Annotated in this window: 21 protein-coding genes and 2 tRNA genes; 11 read left to right on the top strand and 12 right to left on the bottom strand. The window is 66.6% G+C overall.

Going from position 1 to position 19426, the window contains the following annotated elements:
• Positions 1-23 precede the first annotated feature (23 nt).
• Positions 24-608 carry a sugar O-acetyltransferase gene (locus AOP75_RS01540; RefSeq protein WP_201774146.1) on the bottom strand — a complete coding sequence of 195 codons (585 nt, stop codon included), beginning with the start codon at positions 606-608 and terminating at the stop codon, positions 24-26.
• Between the two features lie 66 nt (positions 609-674).
• Complete coding sequence (locus tag AOP75_RS01535; RefSeq protein ID WP_062076616.1) at positions 675-2612, bottom strand: M13 family metallopeptidase; 1938 nt, start codon at positions 2610-2612, stop codon at positions 675-677.
• Positions 2613-2783: 171 nt separating this feature from the next.
• On the opposite strand from AOP75_RS01535, the gene AOP75_RS01530 reads away from it, so the two are divergent.
• Entirely contained in the window at positions 2784-3233 is a 450-nt protein-coding gene (locus AOP75_RS01530; protein WP_062076615.1) for a ribose-5-phosphate isomerase, read from the top strand.
• Positions 3234-3324: 91 nt separating this feature from the next.
• Here AOP75_RS01530 and AOP75_RS01525 read toward each other — a convergent pair whose 3' ends face one another.
• From AOP75_RS01525 to AOP75_RS01515, 3 genes are all read right to left on the bottom strand, one after another.
• The gene (locus tag AOP75_RS01525; protein ID WP_062076614.1) at positions 3325-4596 is read right to left on the bottom strand and encodes a GNAT family N-acetyltransferase; all 1272 of its coding nucleotides are present in this window, start codon (positions 4594-4596) and stop codon (positions 3325-3327) included.
• 67 nt (positions 4597-4663) lie between these two features.
• Entirely contained in the window at positions 4664-5923 is a 1260-nt protein-coding gene (locus tag AOP75_RS01520; RefSeq protein WP_062076613.1) for a GNAT family N-acetyltransferase, read from the bottom strand.
• A gap of 42 nt (positions 5924-5965) precedes the next feature.
• Positions 5966-6472 carry a CoA-binding protein gene (locus AOP75_RS01515; protein WP_083966612.1) on the bottom strand — a complete coding sequence of 169 codons (507 nt, stop codon included), beginning with the start codon at positions 6470-6472 and terminating at the stop codon, positions 5966-5968.
• 120 nt (positions 6473-6592) lie between these two features.
• On the opposite strand from AOP75_RS01515, the gene AOP75_RS01510 reads away from it, so the two are divergent.
• Positions 6593-7072: a Dps family protein gene (locus AOP75_RS01510; RefSeq protein WP_062076612.1), complete on the top strand. Its 480-nt coding sequence runs from the start codon at positions 6593-6595 to the stop codon at positions 7070-7072.
• Between the two features lie 223 nt (positions 7073-7295).
• Here AOP75_RS01510 and cysE read toward each other — a convergent pair whose 3' ends face one another.
• Both cysE and cysK read right to left on the bottom strand, forming a co-directional pair.
• Positions 7296-7949 carry a serine O-acetyltransferase gene (gene cysE, locus AOP75_RS01505; protein ID WP_083966611.1) on the bottom strand — a complete coding sequence of 218 codons (654 nt, stop codon included), beginning with the start codon at positions 7947-7949 and terminating at the stop codon, positions 7296-7298.
• Between the two features lie 16 nt (positions 7950-7965).
• The gene (gene cysK, locus AOP75_RS01500; RefSeq protein WP_062076611.1) at positions 7966-8901 is read right to left on the bottom strand and encodes a cysteine synthase A; all 936 of its coding nucleotides are present in this window, start codon (positions 8899-8901) and stop codon (positions 7966-7968) included.
• A gap of 370 nt (positions 8902-9271) precedes the next feature.
• Here cysK and AOP75_RS01495 point away from each other — a divergent pair, with 370 nt between their 5' ends.
• The 3 genes from AOP75_RS01495 (at position 9272) to AOP75_RS01485 (ending at position 10849) form a co-directional block, all read left to right on the top strand.
• The gene (locus AOP75_RS01495; protein ID WP_062076610.1) at positions 9272-9778 is read left to right on the top strand and encodes an SRPBCC family protein; all 507 of its coding nucleotides are present in this window, start codon (positions 9272-9274) and stop codon (positions 9776-9778) included.
• 79 nt (positions 9779-9857) lie between these two features.
• Positions 9858-10337 carry an SRPBCC family protein gene (locus AOP75_RS01490; protein ID WP_062076609.1) on the top strand — a complete coding sequence of 160 codons (480 nt, stop codon included), beginning with the start codon at positions 9858-9860 and terminating at the stop codon, positions 10335-10337.
• Positions 10338-10426: 89 nt separating this feature from the next.
• The gene (locus AOP75_RS01485; RefSeq protein WP_062076608.1) at positions 10427-10849 is read left to right on the top strand and encodes a DUF1761 domain-containing protein; all 423 of its coding nucleotides are present in this window, start codon (positions 10427-10429) and stop codon (positions 10847-10849) included.
• Positions 10850-10890: 41 nt separating this feature from the next.
• Here AOP75_RS01485 and AOP75_RS01480 read toward each other — a convergent pair.
• Positions 10891-10964, bottom strand: a tRNA-Gly gene (locus AOP75_RS01480).
• Positions 10965-11047: 83 nt separating this feature from the next.
• Positions 11048-11434, bottom strand: coding sequence for a DUF1304 domain-containing protein (locus AOP75_RS01475; protein WP_062076607.1), 387 nt, complete (start codon positions 11432-11434; stop codon positions 11048-11050).
• Between the two features lie 132 nt (positions 11435-11566).
• Between AOP75_RS01475 and AOP75_RS01470 the strand changes: the two genes are divergently transcribed.
• From AOP75_RS01470 to AOP75_RS01460, 3 genes are all read left to right on the top strand, one after another.
• Positions 11567-11640: transfer RNA gene (locus tag AOP75_RS01470), tRNA-Pro, on the top strand.
• Positions 11641-11786: 146 nt separating this feature from the next.
• Positions 11787-12644 carry a MarR family winged helix-turn-helix transcriptional regulator gene (locus AOP75_RS01465; protein WP_161794518.1) on the top strand — a complete coding sequence of 286 codons (858 nt, stop codon included), beginning with the start codon at positions 11787-11789 and terminating at the stop codon, positions 12642-12644.
• Between the two features lie 154 nt (positions 12645-12798).
• Complete coding sequence (locus AOP75_RS01460) at positions 12799-13629, top strand: CPBP family intramembrane glutamic endopeptidase (RefSeq protein WP_062076605.1); 831 nt, start codon at positions 12799-12801, stop codon at positions 13627-13629.
• Positions 13630-13856: 227 nt separating this feature from the next.
• On the opposite strand, the gene AOP75_RS01455 is transcribed toward AOP75_RS01460, so the two are convergent.
• A complete protein-coding gene (locus AOP75_RS01455) occupies positions 13857-14975 on the bottom strand; it encodes a class I SAM-dependent methyltransferase (protein ID WP_062076604.1) in 1119 nt (372 codons plus the stop codon).
• A 168-nt stretch (positions 14976-15143) separates the two neighbouring features.
• Here AOP75_RS01455 and AOP75_RS13005 point away from each other — a divergent pair, with 168 nt between their 5' ends.
• Genes AOP75_RS13005 through AOP75_RS01440 form a run of 3 tightly spaced genes read left to right on the top strand, consistent with a single transcriptional unit; the run spans position 15144 to position 16952 of the window.
• On the top strand, positions 15144-15386 hold the full coding sequence (locus AOP75_RS13005) for a putative acetyltransferase (protein WP_062076603.1): 243 nt from the start codon (positions 15144-15146) through the stop codon (positions 15384-15386).
• Between the two features lie 56 nt (positions 15387-15442).
• Positions 15443-15937: a hypothetical protein gene (locus AOP75_RS01445; RefSeq protein ID WP_062076602.1), complete on the top strand. Its 495-nt coding sequence runs from the start codon at positions 15443-15445 to the stop codon at positions 15935-15937.
• 52 nt (positions 15938-15989) lie between these two features.
• Positions 15990-16952, top strand: coding sequence for a GNAT family N-acetyltransferase (locus AOP75_RS01440; RefSeq protein ID WP_062076601.1), 963 nt, complete (start codon positions 15990-15992; stop codon positions 16950-16952).
• Here the strand turns inward: AOP75_RS01440 and AOP75_RS01435 are convergent.
• Positions 16949-17497 (bottom strand): GNAT family N-acetyltransferase, encoded by a 549-nt coding sequence (locus AOP75_RS01435; protein WP_062076600.1) that lies wholly within the window; start codon positions 17495-17497, stop codon positions 16949-16951. The genes AOP75_RS01440 and AOP75_RS01435 overlap by 4 nt on opposite strands.
• 59 nt (positions 17498-17556) lie before the next feature.
• Positions 17557-19158 (bottom strand): xylulokinase, encoded by a 1602-nt coding sequence (locus AOP75_RS01430; RefSeq protein WP_062076599.1) that lies wholly within the window; start codon positions 19156-19158, stop codon positions 17557-17559.
• Positions 19159-19426: the final 268 nt, after the last annotated feature.

The raw sequence follows: 19426 nt of genomic DNA, 5'->3' as shown, positions 1-19426 counted from the left end.
AGCCTCGCTGCGAGGCCTGATTCCTACTGTAACCCCGCGTCAGGGTCTGGTCGACCCTCACCCTCGCCCACGATGCGCACCACCCGGGCAGGATTGCCCACCGCGACCGCGTTAGCGGGGACGTCCTTGACTACGACGGAGCCCGCGCCGATGACGGCGTTCTCGCCGATGGTCACGCCAGGGCACACGATGACCCCGCCGCCGAGCCACACATTGTCACCAATCGTGATGGGCTCCGCCGCCTCCCACTTCGCCCGCCTCAACACGGGGTCGATGGGATGCGTCGGGGTCAGCAGCTGCACATTGGGGCCAATGAGGACATCGTCGCCAATCGTGATCGCCACGGGATCCAACGCCACAAGGCCGTAGTTCACCCACGTGCGATCGCCAATGTGGATGTTGGAGCCGTAGTCGACCTTCAGCGGCGGGCGAATCCACACGTCATCGCCCATGCTGCCCAGGAGTTCGCGTAGGGCAGCGGTCGCGCCGTCGGGGTCGGTCCTGGCGAGCGCGGCATGGCGCTCGCACAGTTCCGCGCCGCGATCGACGCCAGCGGCAATCTCCGCGTCCGCGCGGTAGAGGTCACCGGCCAGCATGCGCTCGTGCATGCTGCGTGTATCCGGTGGCTCGAGCCCCGCGTAGGGGTCGACGTCAGGGTGCGTACTCACGTGGGTCTACCAGATGGAGACGCGCTCATCGGGCGCCAAGTAGAGCTCGTCGCCCTCTTCGACACCGAACGCGTCGTACCACGCGCCCACGTTGCGGACAATGCCGTTGACACGGAACTCGCTGGGGGAGTGCGGGTCCATGGCGATGCGCGTGATGAGCGCCTCCGACCGGATCACCATGCGTTCCGTCAGCGCATACCCGATGAAGAAGCGCTGCTTCGCGGTCAGGCCGTCAATCTCCGGCGCCTCATCGATGGGGTGACCAAGCGCGATCTCGTAGGCCTTGAGGGCAATCTCCACGCCCGCCAGGTCGCCGATGTTCTCGCCAACCGTGAGAGCGCCGTTGACGTGGTGCGAGCCGTCGAGCTGCTTGGGGGAGTAGCCGTTGTACTGCTCGATGAGGCGGTTGGCTCGCTCCATGAACGCGGACCGGTCCTCTTCAGTCCACCAGTTCTCGAGCGCGCCGGAGCCGTTGTACTTGGAGCCCTGGTCGTCGAAGCCGTGCCCAATCTCGTGCCCAATCACCGAGCCGATTCCGCCGTAGTTGATGGCGTCATCTGACTCGGGGTGGAAGAACGGCGGCTGCAAGATGGCCGCGGGGAACACGATCTCGTTCGCAGTCGGCAGGTAGTACGCGTTCACGGTCTGCGGCGTCATGAGCCACTCCGTGTGGTCGACGGGCTTGCCGATCTTCGACCATTCCCAGTCCTCGTCGAACTCGGAGGAGGCGCGCACATTGCCCAGAAGGTCAGTCACACTTGCCTCGAGACCCGTGTAGTCGCGCCACTTCTCTGGGTAGCCAATCTTGGGGGTGAAGTTCGCGAGCTTGTCGAGGGCACGCTGCTGCGTGGCTGGGGTCATCCACGGCAGGCCGGTAATGGACTGGCGGTACGCCTCGATGAGGTTCGCCACCAGGCGGTCCATGTGCGCCTTGTGGTCCGGCGGGAAGTGCTCCTTCACGTACTCCTGGCCCACGACTTCGCCAGCGACCGCCTCGACGAAGCCCACGCCGCGCTTCCACCGTTCACGCTGCTGAGTCGCACCAGACAGCACGGTGCCGTAGAAGTCGAAGTTTGCCTTCGAGATTTCTTCGGTGAGGTACGGGGCGCGGGAGGACACGATGCGCCACGCGAAGTAGCGCTTCCACTGCTCGACGTCGGTGTCGCGCCACACCGTGGCGAGTGCCTCGAAGTAGCTGGGCTCGCCAACGATGAGCAGGTCGTGCGCGGCCTCGGGGAGCTTGATCGCGTCTGCCCACGTGCGCCACGCGAATCCAGCGGCGTCGTCGGCCAACGTCGCGAGCGTGGTGGGATTGTGAGTGAGTTCCGCCTCGCGCGACTTCACGACGTCCCAGTGGTGGGAGGCGAGCGCGCTTTCGAGCGCGAGAATCTCCGCACCGGTGAATGACTGTCCCGTCAGCGCGGCCATCCGGTCAATGTGCGCGGTGTACTTGTCACGCACCTCGGCGTAGGAGTCCTCGCGGTAGTAGGCCTCGTCTGGGAGGCCGATGCCGGACTGGCTCAGGTAGACGACGTTGCGGTCGGGCGCGTTCTTGTCGGCGAACACGTAGTAGCCGACCAGGCCACTGACGCCCTGGCGCTGAAGGCGGCCAACGGCGCCCGCGAGCGACTCGTGGTCAGCGGCCGCGTCGAGCTCAGAGAGGTCCGCTTCGAGCGGCGTCGCTCCGAGGGCGTCCACCCTCTCCACATCCATGAAGCTTGCGTACAGCGCACCAATGAGCGAGTCGGTGTCTGCGGCCTCGATGATCGCGCGGGTGTGCTTCTCTGCCTCATCGCGCAAGGTGTAGAAACTGCCGTCCGCGGCGCGGTCGTCGGGGATGACATGGTTGTCCTCCCACGGCCCGCTGACGTAGCGGAAGAAGTCGTCGCCTGGGCGAACGGTGGGGGAGAACTCTGACTGGTCAATTCCTGAATGCAGTGCCATAAAGACACCCTATGGGTGCCTCTGACATGCGCGGCTGCGGTTTCGCTCATGGCTTGGAGGGCGCGGCGACGGGGCGCGCAGTCGAGGTGGCTGCGTGCACTGGGCCGATGCCCGGGTCACGTCCCGTAGCCGGGTCGCGCGGGCGCGCCCAGCCCTGGCAAGATGTGAGGCATGCGCATCCACATCGCCGCGGACCACGCCGGGTTTGAACTCAAGGAGCACCTCAAGGCCCACTTGGGTGACGCCGGCCACGACGTCATCGACCATGGCGCCCATGAGTATGACGCTCAGGATGACTACCCGGCGTTTTGCATTGCTGCGGCCGAGGGCGTGCGCGACGACGCAGGCTCGCTTGGCATCGTCATCGGAGGCTCGGGTAACGGCGAGCAGTTGGCCGCGAACCGCGTCACCGGGATTCGCGCCGCCCTGATCTGGTCAGAGGAGACGGCGCGGCTGGCCCGCCAGCACAACGACGCGCAGGTGGGATCGCTGGGGGGCAGGATGCACTCGCTCGAGGAGGCGACAGCGATTGCGGACGCGTTCGTGAATGAGCCCTTCAGCGGCGACGCGCGCCACCAGCGCCGCATTGACGCGATGAGCGCCTACGAAGACGCTCGCTGACGCTTGACCCTCCACGCCAAATGGCTCCATTTGGCTGTTATAGCAACGCGTAACAGCGAAATGGAGCCATTTGGCGGAGAAGGGGTGGGGGTTAGAAGTCCCAGTTCGTCAGGGGCGCCACCGGCGACAGCATGGCGACCGCGAGTTCGCGCGCCTGGCCGGGCGTGTGCTCCGTGATCTGGCCTGCCGCAGATAGCGACTCGACCGAGGTTCCACCCAGGTAGATCGTGGACAAGTGGCGTGCGTTCATCGACAGGTCGGCCTGCGCAGTGGCGTCATCACTGATCTTGCTGACCTGCGCGTCCGCGCCGTCCACGACGATGCGCCACACGCCCTGGTTCGCCGACACGTGCTTGTCGGTCAGCGAGAACGTGACGTCGCAGTCGTGGTAATACTCGCGCGACTCGAGCGCCGTCTTGACGTCGAGGATGCGCACCCACAGGTTGTCGATCACCTTGGAGCGGGCGCCGCGTGCGTCCTTCAACTGGTGCAGCAGCGGGTCGTCCGTGGCGAGGTTCTCGGTGTGGGTGGTGCCCACGAGGTCGAAGTCCAGCAGCGTCTGCCACAACTTCTGTGACGCCGCAGCGGTCAGCGCGCCGTGCTCACGCACCTGGCACACACCGTCGTGGATGCCGATCTCGGAGTCTGCCTTGCGGCGGAAGAACGCGTAGGCGACGGGCTCGCCGCGGTCCTCGACAATCGCGATGCGCCACTTCTCGTAGCCGTGACGGTTGCCCACGGGGTCGGTGAATCGCGCGTTGCGACCGGAACCGACCGGGTTGATGATCGTGGCCGGACGAGTGAGTTTTGCCTGCAAGTCGGCCACGAGCTGGTCGTGCTTGTCGAAGTCTGCGCGCTCCAGGCGGATCGTGAGGTCGTCGACACCGTCGACAGGCCACATGCCGGATCCGCGGGGGATGGATGCCTTGACCGTCTGGGACGCCATGCCGTAGCCAAAGCGCGAGTAGATCTCGGCCTCCATGGCGTACAGCGCGCTGACTGCCTCTCCACGCTCGATGCACCGGTCAAAGTGGTCGCGCATCATCGCAGTCATGAGGCCACGACGACGGTGAGCAGGGTGCACTCCTAGCCACGACAGGCCTGCGGTCTTGACCCGGCCTCCGCCATTCGTGATCATCTCGGTGCCGAAGGACGCGTGGACCGCCGCAAGCTCGCCGACTTCCCCGCGAACTTCGTCGTTCACCTCGAGGGCGCGGGCACGCTCGGTGGGCAGGGCGTCGACGTAGTCCTGCCGGTCTTCCTTGAGCCATTCGCCGACGAAGGCCCACTGCACCACCTGGAAAAACTCGTCGAGGCGGTCCTCGGGGACGGAGATGGACTGGTAACCCTGTGCCTTCTTCATGTGCCCAGTCTTTCAGGTATTGGTTCGGTCAAGAAATCGTGTGGTGTTTTCCCGGCGCATCCTGGGCCTAGAACCAGAGGTTGCTGGCTGGCGTGACGTCTGAGGCGAACGCCCGCGACAACTCGCGGGCGGCCCCATCCTTGTGCTCGGTCACGAGCGCGGCGGCGTGAAGTTGAGCCACCGTGGTTCCGCCCAGGTACGCCGCACCCAGCTCTTGCGCTCCGAGCGTGACGTCAGCCGGGGCATCGGCCCGTTCAACGCTCGCGCGTCCCTCGCTCACGCGGATGCGCCAGGTGCCGGCATTGTTAGGCAGTTGTTCGTCGGTGATCGCGACGGTGACGTCGCAGTCCGCGCTGTAGGCGCGGGCCTCAAGCGCGGCGGGGACGTCGAGGACGCGCAGCCACAACTTGTCTTTGATCGCGAGCTTGGCGCCGCGCACGTCCTTGAGGCGCAAAATCAGCGGGTCGTCGGGCGCGAAGCCGCCTACGCCCGTGGAGGTCATGAGGTCAAAGTCGCACAGCACAGTGAACAGTCGTTGCGTGGCGGCTGCGGTGAGCGCTCCCCATACCCGCACCCGCGTGCGCCCCGAGGCTCCGGTGGCGCCCCAATCCTGCTTGCGCTGAAACAGTGCCCACGCTACGGGGGTGTCGCCGTCGCGGATCACGACAATGCGTAGTTGCTCGGCACCCTCGCGATCCACCTCGAGGTCAGTGAAGAGGTCTTCGAGGGTGTGTGACGCAAAGCGCGTGAGCATCCCAGGCCTCGTCATCTGAGACTGCACCTGGGAAATGATGGGGCCGTGCTCGCTCACGGAGGCGGTGTCGATCTCTACTGTGAGGCTGTCCGCCTCGGGTAGCTCTCGCAGGCCCACCCCGCGCCCTAAGTCCATCTGGACATCGACGGTGGCGAGCCCGTAGCCAAATCGCTGGTAAATCTCCGTCTCGGCAGCGATGAGGACGGAGATATGTTCGCCGCGTGCGAGCGAGCGCTCAAAGTGATCGGCGATCATGTCGCGCAAGAGCCCGCGCCGCCGGTGACCGGGGTGCACCCCTACCCACGTCAGCCCAGAGGTGGGGACTTCAGCGCCACCAGGCACGCGCATCGAGAACTCAAAACTCGCGTGCGTGGCAGCGAGCGTGCCGACCTTGCCGCGGGAGGCATCGGCCACCTCGAGAGCGCGGGCGCGCTCCCACGGCACCACGGTGTCGAGAAAGCCCTCGTCCTTGGCGGGCACCGTGAACGCGAACGCGAAGGCATCGATGTGAAGCATTTCCCGAGAGCGACTTTGGTCGAGCGAGACACGGCGGTAGCCGTCAGGAGTCGTCATGCGCACCATTGTGGCACCGGGCCATTGCGCCGGCCGGGCGAGTTACGCGTGGTGCGCTTCGATCTGATCACGCAGGCGCGCGTACTCGACCTTGATGCAGTGGTTCTGCACCACGGTAAGGCCTCCCGACCGTGCGGTGGAGGCGGCCTCCTCATTGACCACGCCCAACTGCATCCACAGCATGCGCGCGCCTACGGCGACGGCCTCATCGGCCACCGGCGGCACATGCTCGCTGCGGCGGAACACGTCGACAATGTCCGGTGTCACCGGCAGGTCGGCGAGTGAGGCGTAGAAGGCGTGGCCGCGAATCTCCTCGCCCACAGCCATGGGGTTGACGAGGAATACCTCGTAGGGCGTGTTCTCCATGAGCCACACCGCGATCGCGTAGGACGTGCGGTGATCGTTGGGGGAGGCGCCGACGACTGCGACCGTTTTCGCCTGGCTCAGCGCTTGCGCCAGGACAGCGTCCTCGGGCGCGTGATCGCTCGACGGGGCAGGGCAGGAGGGGCCGTCGACGGGCACTGACGGGATGGGCTGCGAAGTGTCCATATCTCTAGAACCGTACCCGCGCTGAGGCCATTCCCGCGGGCCGGACAGGGGCGGGAATGATCACTGTGACCCAGCCGTTACCTCCATGTATCCCGTACGACGATTGGAAGGAGCAGTTTCATGGCTGACGCCACGACCCCCGCGATTGGGATCGACGAAGCACACCTCAAGGAGATCAACGCCGGCTTGGCGCAGACCCTTGCGAACACCTTCACGCTGTACCTCAAGACGCAGGGCTACCACTGGAACGTCACGGGCCCGCACTTCCGCTCGCTCCACTTGATGCTGGAAGAGCAGTACAACGCGCTGTTCCTTGCTGCCGACGAACTTGCCGAGCGAATTCGGGCGCTCGGGGATGTCTCGCCCGGCTCCATGGCGGAGATGCTTGAGCTCACGAGCCTCAAGGACCATGAGCCCACGGATGACGCGATGACGATGGTGACGAACCTGCAGCGCGATCACGAGAAGGCGGCGGAGCTGATTCGCCCGCTATCCGAGGCCGCCGATGAAGCTGGCGACGGCGCAACCGCGGACCTCTACAACGCTCGCCTGGCGTTCCACGAGGAGACCGCCTGGATGCTGCGCGCGTTCGCTTCTTAAGGACCGATGCCCGGGCTAAGGCCCGTACGCCTGGCACGACAAAGGGCCCCCGCCGTGAGGCGGGGGCCCTTCGTCGTTGGCGCGGCTGAGGGGCGCGCCACGTGTGTCGAGCGTGTGCTCTGTTTGACACTGTAGCGCGATGTTCTCGAAAGCGGGAGTGAAAGTGAACTACTGCACTACACGCGCCGGGGAAAGCGATTGCGGCTGGCGGGTGCCAGGCACGTTAGATGTAGTACATCGCGGGCTCGCGTTGTTCCACGTCGATGGGCGGCGCATCCGGGTCTGGATGATGCTGCGAGTCACCCGAGTCCACGGCCGATGCCGCAGTTGAGGCTTCCCGCTCCGACGGGTGATTGCGAATCTTGGCGGGGATGCCTACGGCGGTGGCGCCCTCGGGGACATCGCGCACCAGTACGGCGTTGGCGCCAATGCGCGCATCACAGCCCACGTGCACGGGTCCCAGGACCTTGGCGCCTGCGCCCACGACCACGCGGTCGCCCAGGGTGGGGTGGCGTTTTCCAGGGCTCATTGTCGTGCCGCCCAGAGTGACGCCGTGAAAGAGCAGGACGTCGTTGCCGACCACGGCCGTCTCCCCAATGACGACGCCCATGCCGTGATCAATGAAGACGCGGCGACCCAGCGTCGCACCGGGGTGGATCTCGATCCCGGTGCGACGCCGCGCATGCTGCGACCACAGTCGCCCGTAGCTTTTGAGACCGTGGTTCCACAGCCAGTGCGCCACCCGGTGGTGCCACACGGCGTGGACGCCCTGGTAGGACAGCGCAATCACCAGGTTTGAACGTGCCGCGGGGTCGCGGCGCCTGGCGGTGCGGATGTCCTCGAGGGCCAGTCCCAGAGGGCCAATGCGGTCAGACATGCGTGAAGGGTGCTCCTTAGTCCATCAGGTCGGCGTACAGCACCGACGACAGGTAGCGCTCACCGAAGGACGGGATGATCGTCACGATGGTCTTGCCGGCGTTTTCAGGGCGCTTGGCGATCTCGATCGCGGCGTGCAGGGCAGCGCCGGAGGAGATGCCCACCAGCAGGCCGTCCTTGCGGGCAGCGGCGCGCGCGGTCGCGATGGCGGTCTCGGAGTCCACGTCGAAGACCTCGTCGTAGATCTCGGTGTTCAGGACCTCGGGCACAAAGTTCGCGCCGATTCCCTGGATCTTGTGGGGGCCAGCCTGGCCGCCGTTGAGAATTGCGGATTCCTTGGGCTCCACGGCAACGATCTGCACGGAAGGCTTCTTCGCCTTGAGTACCTCGCCCACGCCGGTGATGGTGCCGCCGGTACCGATTCCGGCGACGACAATGTCGACCTCGCCGTCGGTGTCGTTCCAGATCTCCTCCGCAGTGGTGCGGCGGTGGATCTCGGGGTTGGCCTCGTTCGCGAACTGGCGGGCGAGGATGGAGCCGGGACGCTCCTCGGCGATCTTGTTGGCAGCCTCGACTGCGCCCTTCATGCCCTCGGGTCCGGGGGTCAGGACCAGTTCGGCACCGAAGGCGCGCAGCAGTGCGCGACGCTCCTTGGACATGGTCTCCGGCATGGCGAGCACCACGTTGTAGCCGCGGGCTGCACCCACCATGGCCAGGGCGATTCCGGTGTTGCCGGAGGTGGCCTCGACGATGGTGCCGCCGGGCTTGAGGGAGCCTTCCTTTTCTGCGGCGTCGACGATCGCGACACCCAGGCGGTCCTTCACGGAGTTGGCGGGGTTGTAGAACTCGAGCTTGCCCAGCACGGTGGCGCCGGCGCCGTCGGCGAGCGCATTGATCTTCACGAGCGGGGTGTTACCGATGAGGGCAGTGGCGTCCTCATAGATCTTGGCCATGGGTTCTCTTCCTTCGGTTGTGGAGCGCCCGGTATGGACGCGACTGATGGGGGTAACGCGAGGTGAATCGGGGTGATTCCTGGGGACGAGCGCTGGCGGCTTGCGCGTATCCGCGGACGTAGCCGCGGGCTGGTGCCAGCGCTCTACAGACAGCAGCCCTCGCCGCACATGCACGAACACATGCAGGAGGGGCTTGAACACATCAGGGAGGCGCGGGCAAACGTCGCGTCAGTGCGCGTGCCGTTGCTCATGTCGCGGTCCCTCCGAGTGCGAATAGCGTCAGGCTAGCGCCGATGCCCCCGGTGAGCAACAACCAATGGGCTCGTCCGCTAGGGTGGCCAGAGCATCGTCCCTGGCACATGGAGGAAACATGCCCGCGTTGACCATCGAATGCGACTTCACCATGCCGCTGGATGCGGCGGTCGAGGACGTGTGGGCGTTCATCGACAGCCCCGAGGCCCAGGTGCGGCACCACCCGCAGATTGACCGCATCGATGTGGTGACCGGCGCCTGGGGTGAGCCCGGTTCGGAGTTCGTCACGTCGGGCCGCGGCAAGGACGGGGAGCCCTTCACGGTGCAGCAACGTCTCGTGGCCGTCGACCGCCCCCACTCCTATGTCACTGAACTCAAGGCGCCGGACCTCACCACGACGTCCACGATCCGCTTCGATGTGGTGGACGGCCGGGTCGCGTCGTTTAGCCAGGGCATCACGGCCGTGACCCGCAACCTTTCGCTCGCCGAATACGGGCTCGTGAAGTTGCAGTCGGGCGCCGTGAAGCGCGAGGCCGGAGACGACTTTTTGGTCTCGCTGTCCGTCCTGCAACGGTTCCTCATCGAGGAGTGCGGAGACGGGGCGGACGCCGCCCGGGCCGGGTAGGGCTGAACGCGCGCGCACGCGCCCGCTGGGCTACGGTGATAGCAGGGATGTTGTCCCCGGCAGTCACGGAGGGAGCGTCATGAAGGTCAGGTCAGTCGAGGCGTCGCGCGTTGTTGCCGCGCCCGTCGAGACGGTGTTCGCGGTCCTCACGGACCTCGACTCCGCCGTCGAGGTCATCTCTGCGATCCGCAAGGTTGAGCGCCTCGAGGGCGACGGCTACGAGGTCGGCACGCGGTGGCGTGAGACGCGCAAAATGTTCGGCGCGGAGGCGTCCGAGGTCATGGAAGTCACGGGTGTGAATGCACCAGAGTCCACCACGGTGGGGTCCCTGTCGCATGGGGTCTATTACACGACGGAGTTCAGGGTGGAGCCCGAGGCAGACGGTGCCGTCCTCACCTGCGCCTTCACGGGTGCCCCGCGCGACCAGTCGCTCATGCAGCGGTGGGGGTGGACGCTCTTTGGGGCCGGGGGCATGAAGGCCTCCCGCAAGGCGCTGGAGGCGGACCTGGCGGACATCGCCAAGGAAGCAGAACGCCGCGCCGCCGCAGACCCCCTCTAGCCCTGGCCGAACATACTCGGCGGACTTTCGACCGCCGGCCGCCCCTAGCCGACGGTTCTCGGTGGAGTCGGCCGTGAAAGGAGCACCTCATGGAATGGCTGAGCTTCGCTGACGTCCCCTGGTTGGGAGTCGTGCTTGCCTTTATCGCCACCTTCATCATCGGCTCCGTGTGGTACTCGCCGCCGGTGTTCTTCCGCCACTGGCAGCGCGCCGTCGGATTCACCGATGACGACATGAAGGATGCCAACATGCCGCTGGCGTTTGGCCAGATGGTGGTGGGCAACCTCGCTGGCGTGATCATGCTCGCAGTTCTTCTTGTGGCTCTTGGCGTCGACTCGTGGTGGGCGGCGGCGCTCACTGGCGCCGTGCTGGGGTTCGCGTTCCGATGGGGAGCGCACCTCATCCACGACGGCTTCGCGATGCGCGGCCAGGCGGCAACCTGGATCGACGGCGTGCACGACACCGTGGCGCTCGCGGTCGCTGGCGCGATCATTGGCCTGTTCCTGGGCTAGGAAAGCGTCGAGGCCCCCGCCGGGTGGCGAGGGCCTCGAAGTGGAGCGGGTGACGGGAATCGAACCCGCGTAATCAGTTTGGAAGACTGAGGCTCTACCATTGAGCTACACCCGCACTGGCGACGTGACAGACCTGCTGTCTGCCGCATCGGCTCCACTAGAGTAGCCGAGCCGCGGCCAGGATAAAAACGCCGCGCGTCACACGAGCGCAATGATGAGCGTGATCACCGCCAGCGCAGGGAGGGTTCCCTGTTTGATGGCGGCGCTCGTGTAGGCCCTCCCAGTCGTGACGAGCACCAGCGCGGCCGCCGCCATGGAGCCCGCTCCAGCACACACGAGCGCCGCGCCCACCGCGGTGGTACCGGTCGACAGGAAGATCACGCCCACGAGCGCAATCACCGCGAGGAAAGCGTTGTAGAAGCCCTGGTTGTAGGCCATGGAGCGCGTCACGCGCGCCTCATCCTCACTGGCAACGCCAAAGACCTTCCGCGTGCTGGGCCGCATCCACGCGAACGATTCCAGCCAGAAGATGTACAGGTGCAGCAACGCCGCACCTGTAGCGAAGATCTGAGCGGCGATCAGCATGCGGCCTCCACTGGGTGTCTGACCGTGAGTCTACGTGTGGGAGAGGGGCTCATGGAGGGCCGATGCTCGGGTTGCGGTCGTGCGAGCACCTGAAGTCGTACTACAGTTAGGTCGCCCGCGATGCGGGCGGCCCGGGGTGTAGCGCAGCTTGGTAGCGCATCTGTTTTGGGAACAGAGGGTCGCAGGTTCAAATCCTGTCACCCCGACTCTTGTGATGTGTCGGGACATCGTTTACAGATGTCCCGGGGCATCGTTGACAGAGGCTCCCCCTCGGGAGGGGCCCGGGAGTGAGTGCCGGCGCAGTCCGAGCGACGCAGAGCAACCGTCACGACTGTCGCCGTACCATACTCAGGTGAATGCATCCAAGCCAGCCGAGCGGGCCGCCTCTTGGCGACTCGTAGACCGAATGGCCGCGTACGCTAATGAGTTCACTGGGGTGATTGACAGCGCGTTCGGCACTGACTACATCAGCGACGAGCAGCTTCTTGTGATTGCGACGTTGGCGACGCAGCCCCGCGCAACTGTCGTGGCACTGTCTGAACTCTCGGGCCTCGAGCGAGGCCAAGTGTTGAGGTTTCTGCGCGACCTCACCGCGCGTGGGCTCGTAGCTGCGCAGCGCTCCACGGTCGACCGCAGGAAACGCGAGTACTTGCTCACTGATGCCGGTCGCGAGGCTGCCGACCGGGCGGCGAATGGGCTTGAGCGGTTCTTTGCGACGTCTGCAAGCCTTGCCGAGGAAATCGTCCGTCTGACGGCGGTCGGAGCCGCGCCGGGTCGGAGTAGTGGGGCGGCAGCATCCTTAGTGCCGCTTGCCTGGGAACTTGCCGCCGAAGTCGCCCGCACCGGACAACAGCTGTCGGAGGCGATCGCCTCGCGACTGGGCAATGCGCGTGCGGAGAGAATTGGGGGCCGACGCATCATTGCGTTGCTCGTCATCACCTCCCACGACGCCTGCCGGCCGTCAACCCTCGTATCAGACCTCGGCATCTCGCCCGCTGGCGCGACCTACATGATCGACACGCTCGAAAGCCAGGGGCTTGCGCAGAGGGTGAGGGGAATCGACGCTGACCGGCGTGCCATCCATATCGTCGCCACGGCCGAAGGCATCGCTGCTGCGACCGCAGTCCGCGATGCGTTGGAAGACATCACCCCCGCCCTGCACCGCCAGTTCACGAGACTCCTCACAGCTACCGTGGCCGCGAGTGCCTGACTCGCGCCTAGCCATCTGGCGTCGTAACGGGGTGATGAGACGGCATCGCCGTGCGACGCATCCCGCAAGCCTCCGTGACAAATAGGTTCTCAGTCAGTACATTCTCAAGGGCAAACCTAATTACGCGGCTCTGTCGCACCGAGGAGGAACTGTGATGGCGACCGACAAGACAAGCACAAGTAGGGTTCGAGTCAGCCCGAACCTGTGGATGGGTCTGGCGGTGTTCCTCGGCTATGTCGCGGTGATGTTCGTCATGTGGACCGTCATGGATACCGACTACGAAGCAGTGCAGGATACGCAGCAGAATGCTCTCGAAGGGATCGTCATCCCCGTTGCTGTTGGAGCCGCATTCCTTGTGGTCGCGACGTCTCTGCTCGGTTGGTGGGCGCCGGCATTGCGTGAGAAGACCCGCAACCTTCCCAAGTGGTTGCTGATCGTGCCGATCCTGTTCACCGTGGGCGGGGCCATGAGCCTCGGTGGCGCGGACTTTGGTGCACTCGAGTTGACGCACATTCTCACGATCGGCGCCGGAGTTCTCCTTGTGGGTTTTTCTGAGGAGCTTGTCTCCCGCGGAATCCTGCTCACAGGTGCGCGTGGCACGGTCGGGGAAATTGCCTCCTGGTTCATCACGTGCCTCATGTTCGGCCTTTTGCACGTCATCAACATCGCGTTCGGCGCGCCGGTGAGCTCGACTGGTTTCCAGATCCTCGCGGCGTTCCTGGCAGGGTCGACGTTCTATATTTCGCGGCGCGTGACCGGCACGCTCGTGGTGCCGATGCTGATGCACGCGCTTTGGGACTGGGGCAGCCTCGTCAACAAAGCCACTGGAGAGGCCCCTACGGTGATGACCGTTGCTGGACTGGGTGCCACTATCGGTCAACTCGCGATGTACCTTTCCTTGATCTTGGTGCTGTTCGTGGCATTCCGCTACGACCTCGACGGGAACCGCAAATCGAAGAAGAAAGCCGAAACCGTCACTGACTGACTTTCCGCGCACGTCGGCTCGTCCGTCGTCCGGGGTGGGCCTTCGGCGTGGATGTCTTTCACGACCTGTGGCCTGCACCGGTCCGGAGTGCACCCATGGGGGTCGCGTCCAGTGGGTCCGGGCCAGTCGTGGGGACCGTGGGTCAAGTGCCCGCTGTCGCTCACGACTCGCACGAACGCACGTGGCTCCGGGGCCTTCTTCATGGTGGCCCCGGAGCCGCCGTGAGGTCACCTGTGCGTCGACACGGTGACGGTGAACTTGGCGTTCCGGGCGACCTGGCGAGTGGGGCCGATGGTCCGCTCCAGCAGTGGCCGGTACTTGAGTCCGGAGTTCCACACGCACCACAACTCACCGCCTGGGCGCAGGGCCCGTGCCGCATCGGCGAACATGCGTGGCGCAATGCTGTCCGTCACGGCAGCGGCCGAGTGAAACGGCGGGTTCAAGGTGATGAACGACGCGCTTGCGGCGGGCCGGGTGCCAAGCATGTCGTCGCGCACGACCGTCACGCGGTCCTCGACACCGTTCGCCTGCATCGTTGCCAGCGCAGACGCCACAGCAACTGCGGACTGATCGCACGCGTGGACGTACGCGCCGGGGTAGTGAGTCGCCATCCATGCGCCAATAAACCCCGTGCCGCACGCTAGATCAACGTAAGGGTCGCTCGGCGTCCCGCCCGCGGGAGCGGCGGGGAGATTCTCCAGCAGCAGCCGCGTGCCGATGTCGAGGCTGGCGCCCGCGAAGACCCCGCCGTACGCGCGCACGTGGAGGCCGTCCACCTTTGCGGCCGAAGGCACGGGGTCGCGACCCTCGCGCGGCCCGCGGGCAATCAGCACCCGCGACTTCTGCCGGGCGTGACTGACGTCAAGCTGCTCGAAGTGTGCGGACAGCACCGGGTTCATCGATACGGACATGTGCTTGAGGCGGCCGCCCGCGACGACGACCACGCTGGGATCCGCATGTGCGGCGATCAGCCCGGCAATGTCGCGCAGCGCGTCGAGGGATCGGGGAAGTCGGAGCAGGACCACCCGCGCGTCCCTCACGAGCTCTGCGTTAAGGGGGAGCGGGCGGAAGTGTCCGGTGAGGTCCACCCGTGCCGCGTTGGCCTCAAGCGCACGCTCGCCCGTGAGGGCATCGAGATGCGCGCGGATCTCACTCGCGCCGTCAGCTGCCGCGCCGAGTGTCAGCGCGCCATAGGAGTCGTTGATGACCACCACCTTCCCTGGCTGGGCGGAGGTGCGCAACGATGCGGATTCGTCCAGGATCAGCCGATCCGCCGCGTCGACGGCGACCAGGCCAGGGGCCTCGACATCGGGCCAGCGCCGCAGCGAGTCGAGCACCGCGCTCACCGCATCACGCTTCCGACTGCACCCGGCGACGCCACGGCGCCGCGCGGCAGGGCGCCAGGGCGAGGCAGGACGATGCGCGGGTGGGGTGTGGTCACGGTGAAAGCCTAGTAGCGGACAGGCGGCGGGCGCCCCGAGGGCGGTCCGGGGTAAACCTGGGAGGATGGGCAGATGCCTGAGCACAGTGACTATCAGGGCCTCATCCGTCTCCCCGCGCCTGGTGCGCGAGTGGTCGTGCGCTACCTGATCCCCACCGGAGAGGCGACGGACGCCCTGGGCGAACTCCTGAGCGCTGACGACCACACGCTCGTCGTGGATGGGGTGCGAGGCGTTGTCCGCATCCCCGTCGACAGCATCGTCGCCGCCAAGCCCGTGCCTCCTCGCCCTGAGCGCCGGCCACGCCCCACCGACTGACACGGTCCGCGACACCGCCTTCGGAAGATGCGTGCCCACGTGGTCGTTCCCATGGCATGACTGACAGGACCCTGCCCGCCGTCTATCGCGCGCCCCAGCGCTCACGGGACGTGCATGTTCCTGCCTTCGCGGGCGTGCATCGCGCCCTGGACCAGGGACTGTGCGGCATGGGCGGTGCGCTCGCGACGCCGCCAGAGTCCGCCGATGGAGCCGTTGCCCGGCTCGACACGGAGTACGGCGAGCGGGTGGCGCGGCGTGTCCTGCGCTTCGCGGGGGCTTCGGATGGGTCCTGGGTCTGGACCCGCGACGAGGACGAGGCCTACTGGGTGGGACGCCTCGCCGGACCGTGGCGCTACGACGGGAGTCCCGCTGCGCTCGCGGCCGACCTGGTCCACGTCCGCGCGTGCACATGGGGGTCGCGCCCCCTGGGAGGCCGCGACGTGCCCGCTGCGGTGCTCGCGACGTTCGCGCGAGGCGGTCTCAATTGGCAGCGCATCAGGGCAAGCGACGTGAGCGAGGCCACCGCTCGCGCGTGGCCCCTTGTGAGCTGACTGCAACTGCCGGCGGCGGCCGCCGCCCTTGGCGCCGCGTTAGGATTTCCCGGTGGATGCATCGTTGCGCTGGAGCGCGCTGACCGTAGGCGACGTCGAGGTGTGGGAGCGGCTCACCACCCACCTCGCGACCGTGGACCGCAACGACGAGTTTTACTCGGCGGCGGACCTCAAGGAGGAGCTCGAGGCCCACGACGTTGACCCCACTCGCGACACCTTCGCGGTGTGGGCGGGAAGTGCTCTCGTCGCCTACGGGCAGGTCTGGATCTCCGAATCACTGGATGAACGCGGGCGCGCCCGGTGCGTGCTGGGCGGCGGCGTGCATGCCGACTGGCGCGGGCAGGGAATCGGACGCGAACTGATGGATCGCATGGAGGCCCGCGGCACAGCAGCGGCCAGCGAACGTCACCCGGACGCGCCGGCATTCTTCCGCTCCGACCCCGGACGCGTGGGTTCCACCGCTGAGTCGATGCTGCGCGCCCGCGGGTACGAGACGGTGCGGTACTTCAACGCGCTGGCCCGCCCTTTGACGAGGGACGATGCTTCACTCACCGTGGACGTGCCCGCTGGAGTGACGCTGCGGCGCCCCACGGCAGACGACGTGGCTGCCGTCCATACTGCTCACTGCTCGGCTTTCGCCGACCATTGGGGCAGTCTGCCCCCAAGCGCGCAGACGTGGCTCGAGCGATGGACAGCTGCGAGTTCCAGGCCGGACGTCTCGACGATCGCAGTCGGGCCCCACGGCGAGGTCCTCTCCTATGCGCTGAGCGCTGAGTGGGTGCCGCGCGAGCTGTACGTGAACTTGGTGGGGACGGTCCCCGGCTCGCGCGGGCAAGGACTGGGAGCCGCAGTACTGGCAGCGACCATTCAGGCGGGTGCCGAGTCGGGCGGGTACGAGGTCATTGAACTCGACGTGGACTCGGAGTCGCTCACAGGTGCGACCCGCCTCTACGACCGTCTTGGATTCACACTCAAGTACACGACCTCAACGATGTACAAGGACGCGCCCGCCTAGGAGCGAGCGGCAGACCGTTCGAACTGGCGCTCCGGGTGTGGCAGGCGCGTCCCAGAGTCGAGGTCGTGGTGGAGGTAGAACGCGCGGTCTCCCGTGCTGGGGTCGCGGTGCACAAACCCGTGCCGCTGGTAGAAGCGCAGTGCGCCCGCGTCGGGCTCGTCGACAAAGACCTCCGCAGCGAGGATGCCGCGCTCGCGGGCACGCTCTCCTAGTGCTTCCATCAGGGTGCTCCCCACTCCCATGCCGCGCCACTGAGGCGCCACGTAGAGGTCTTCGAGGGCTGCCACTGCGCTGTCGTTGTACGCGGTGGCGCGCAGCGCCACGGTGGCGAACGCGATGGCGGGATCGCCAGCGAGCACGGCGAAGAAATCGCGCCGGGCGAGGAGTCGGCTGAGCCGGCCCTCGACTTCCCGGATGTCATCCACCTGGGCGTCGAACTCGTGGTTGAATTCGACCAGTAGCCGCGCCAGGGTCGGAGCGTCTTCGGGGGTGGCGGTGCGGACCTCGGGGGAGAGGACACTCACGCCATTGTGTGTATCAGCCATACGTTCGACCCTACGGCGCATGCACGCCAAGCGCGAGGGGATCGCACTACCAGATCGCTCTACCGGATCGCACGCACCGCCGCGGCCTCGATCTCAAGACCAGCCTCGTACGTGCCCAGCCAACGCTCGTACCCCTCGACGTCCGCAGCGTCCGGGGTGGCCACCACGACATCGGCCCCAGCAAAGACCGTGTCCGCCAGGTACGTCTCCAACGGCGCACCGTCTCCTGAGCGCAGGTGGGCGGCCAAGACCGCGATACCCCAAGCGCCGCCCTCGCTGGCCGTGTCGCCGACCGTCACGGGCGCGTTGATTGCCGCAGCAAGCAAGCGCTGCGCCACGCCCGCGGTACGGAACATCCCGCCGTGTGCGAACATCGCATCGAGCGTGACGCCTTCACGGCGGAGGACCTTCATGCCAAGGGAGAGGGTGCCAAACGCTGCGTACACCTGCGTGCGCATAAAGTTCGCGAGCGTGAGGCGGCTTCCCGGCGTCCGGACCACCAGGGGGCGCCCCTCCTCGAGCCCCGTGATGGGCTCGCCCGACAAGTAGTTGTACGCGAGCAAGCCCCCGCCATCTGGCTCGCCCGCGAGTGCGGCGTCGTAGAGCGCGCCAAACACGGCATCGGGGTCGGATGAGCCGCCCACAGCCGCCGCGAACTCGGTGAACACAGACGCCCAACTACCGAGCTCCGACGCCCCGTTGTTGCAGTGGACCATCGCGACCAGGTCGCCTGCGGGAGTGGTCACGATATCGAGTTCCTCGTGCACCGCGTCGAGGGGCTTGTCCAGCACCACCATCGCGAAGATCGACGTCCCCGCGGAGATGTTGCCGGTGCGCGGCGCGACCGCGTTGGTCGCGACCATGCCGGTGCCAGCGTCGCCTTCTGGCGGGCACAGGGGAGCGCCGGGCTGGAGTGTGCCCGAGGGGTCCAGGAGTGCGGCACCGTCGGCCGTGAGCTCCCCGGCCTGCTGGCCAGCCAGGAGCACGCTCGGCAGCAGGGCCGCGACGTCGAGGCTAGTGCGGCGCGCGTCGATCAGAGATTGGAAGCGCCGGAGCATGTCCGCGTCGTAGTCGCGCGTAGCCGGATCGATCGGAAACATGCCGGAGGCGTCGCCGACGCCCAGCACCTTGCGCCCGGTGAGCTTCCAATGCACGTAGCCCGCCAGGGTCGTGACGAAAGCTACGTCAGCGAGGTGGGGCTCGTCGTCGATGACCGCTTGGTACAGGTGCGAGGCGGACCAGCGCAGCGGGAAGTTGAAACCCAGTTCTGAGGTCAGGTGCACGGCCGCGGGGCCAGTGTTCGTGTTGCGCCAGGTTCGGAAGGGGACCAAGAGTGTGCCGGAGGCGTCGAATGCCAAGTAGCCGTGCATCATCGCGGACACCCCCAGCGAGCCCACCGAGGCCAGCGTGACGCCGTGCGCGTCCTCGACTGCTGCCCGCAATGCGGCGATCGCGCCTTGCAGTCCCTCCCAGATCGCGTCCTCGGAGTACGTCCACAGGCGGTCAACGAACTGGTTCTCCCAGGCGTGTGAGCCGGTGGCCAGCACCTCGTGGTCGGGGCCAATGAGACAGGCCTTGATGTTCGTTGACCCCAGCTCGATTCCAAGGGAGGTGCGGCCTTCGCTAATTAAGGTGGCTGCAGGCGTCTTCGCGTCCGTCACCGGTGCTCCACTTCTCTTCTTGGCGCCGCCCGCGTCGCTGCGGGGGCGCCGTCTATCGTCCCTAGCGTTAACGTTAACAGGAAGTCGGTCCTGCCTGCGGCCCAATCGCCCCCGGCGGCGGCCGAGCGCCAAGCGTCACCCAGCCGCGCCATCGTCCCTCGACGACAGCCTCCCCCCGCCCAAGCATCGGCCCCTCCCGCCGGCCGCAGCCACCCGAGCCTTGGCCCAGAGCGAACGCGATTGGGCGTGAGGGGCCGCTCCGACTAGA

It is taken from the genome of Demequina globuliformis (genome assembly GCF_000975155.1).
Taxonomy (GTDB): Bacteria; Actinomycetota; Actinomycetes; order Actinomycetales; family Demequinaceae; genus Demequina; species Demequina globuliformis.
This window is presented reverse-complemented; position numbering and strand designations above follow the sequence as displayed.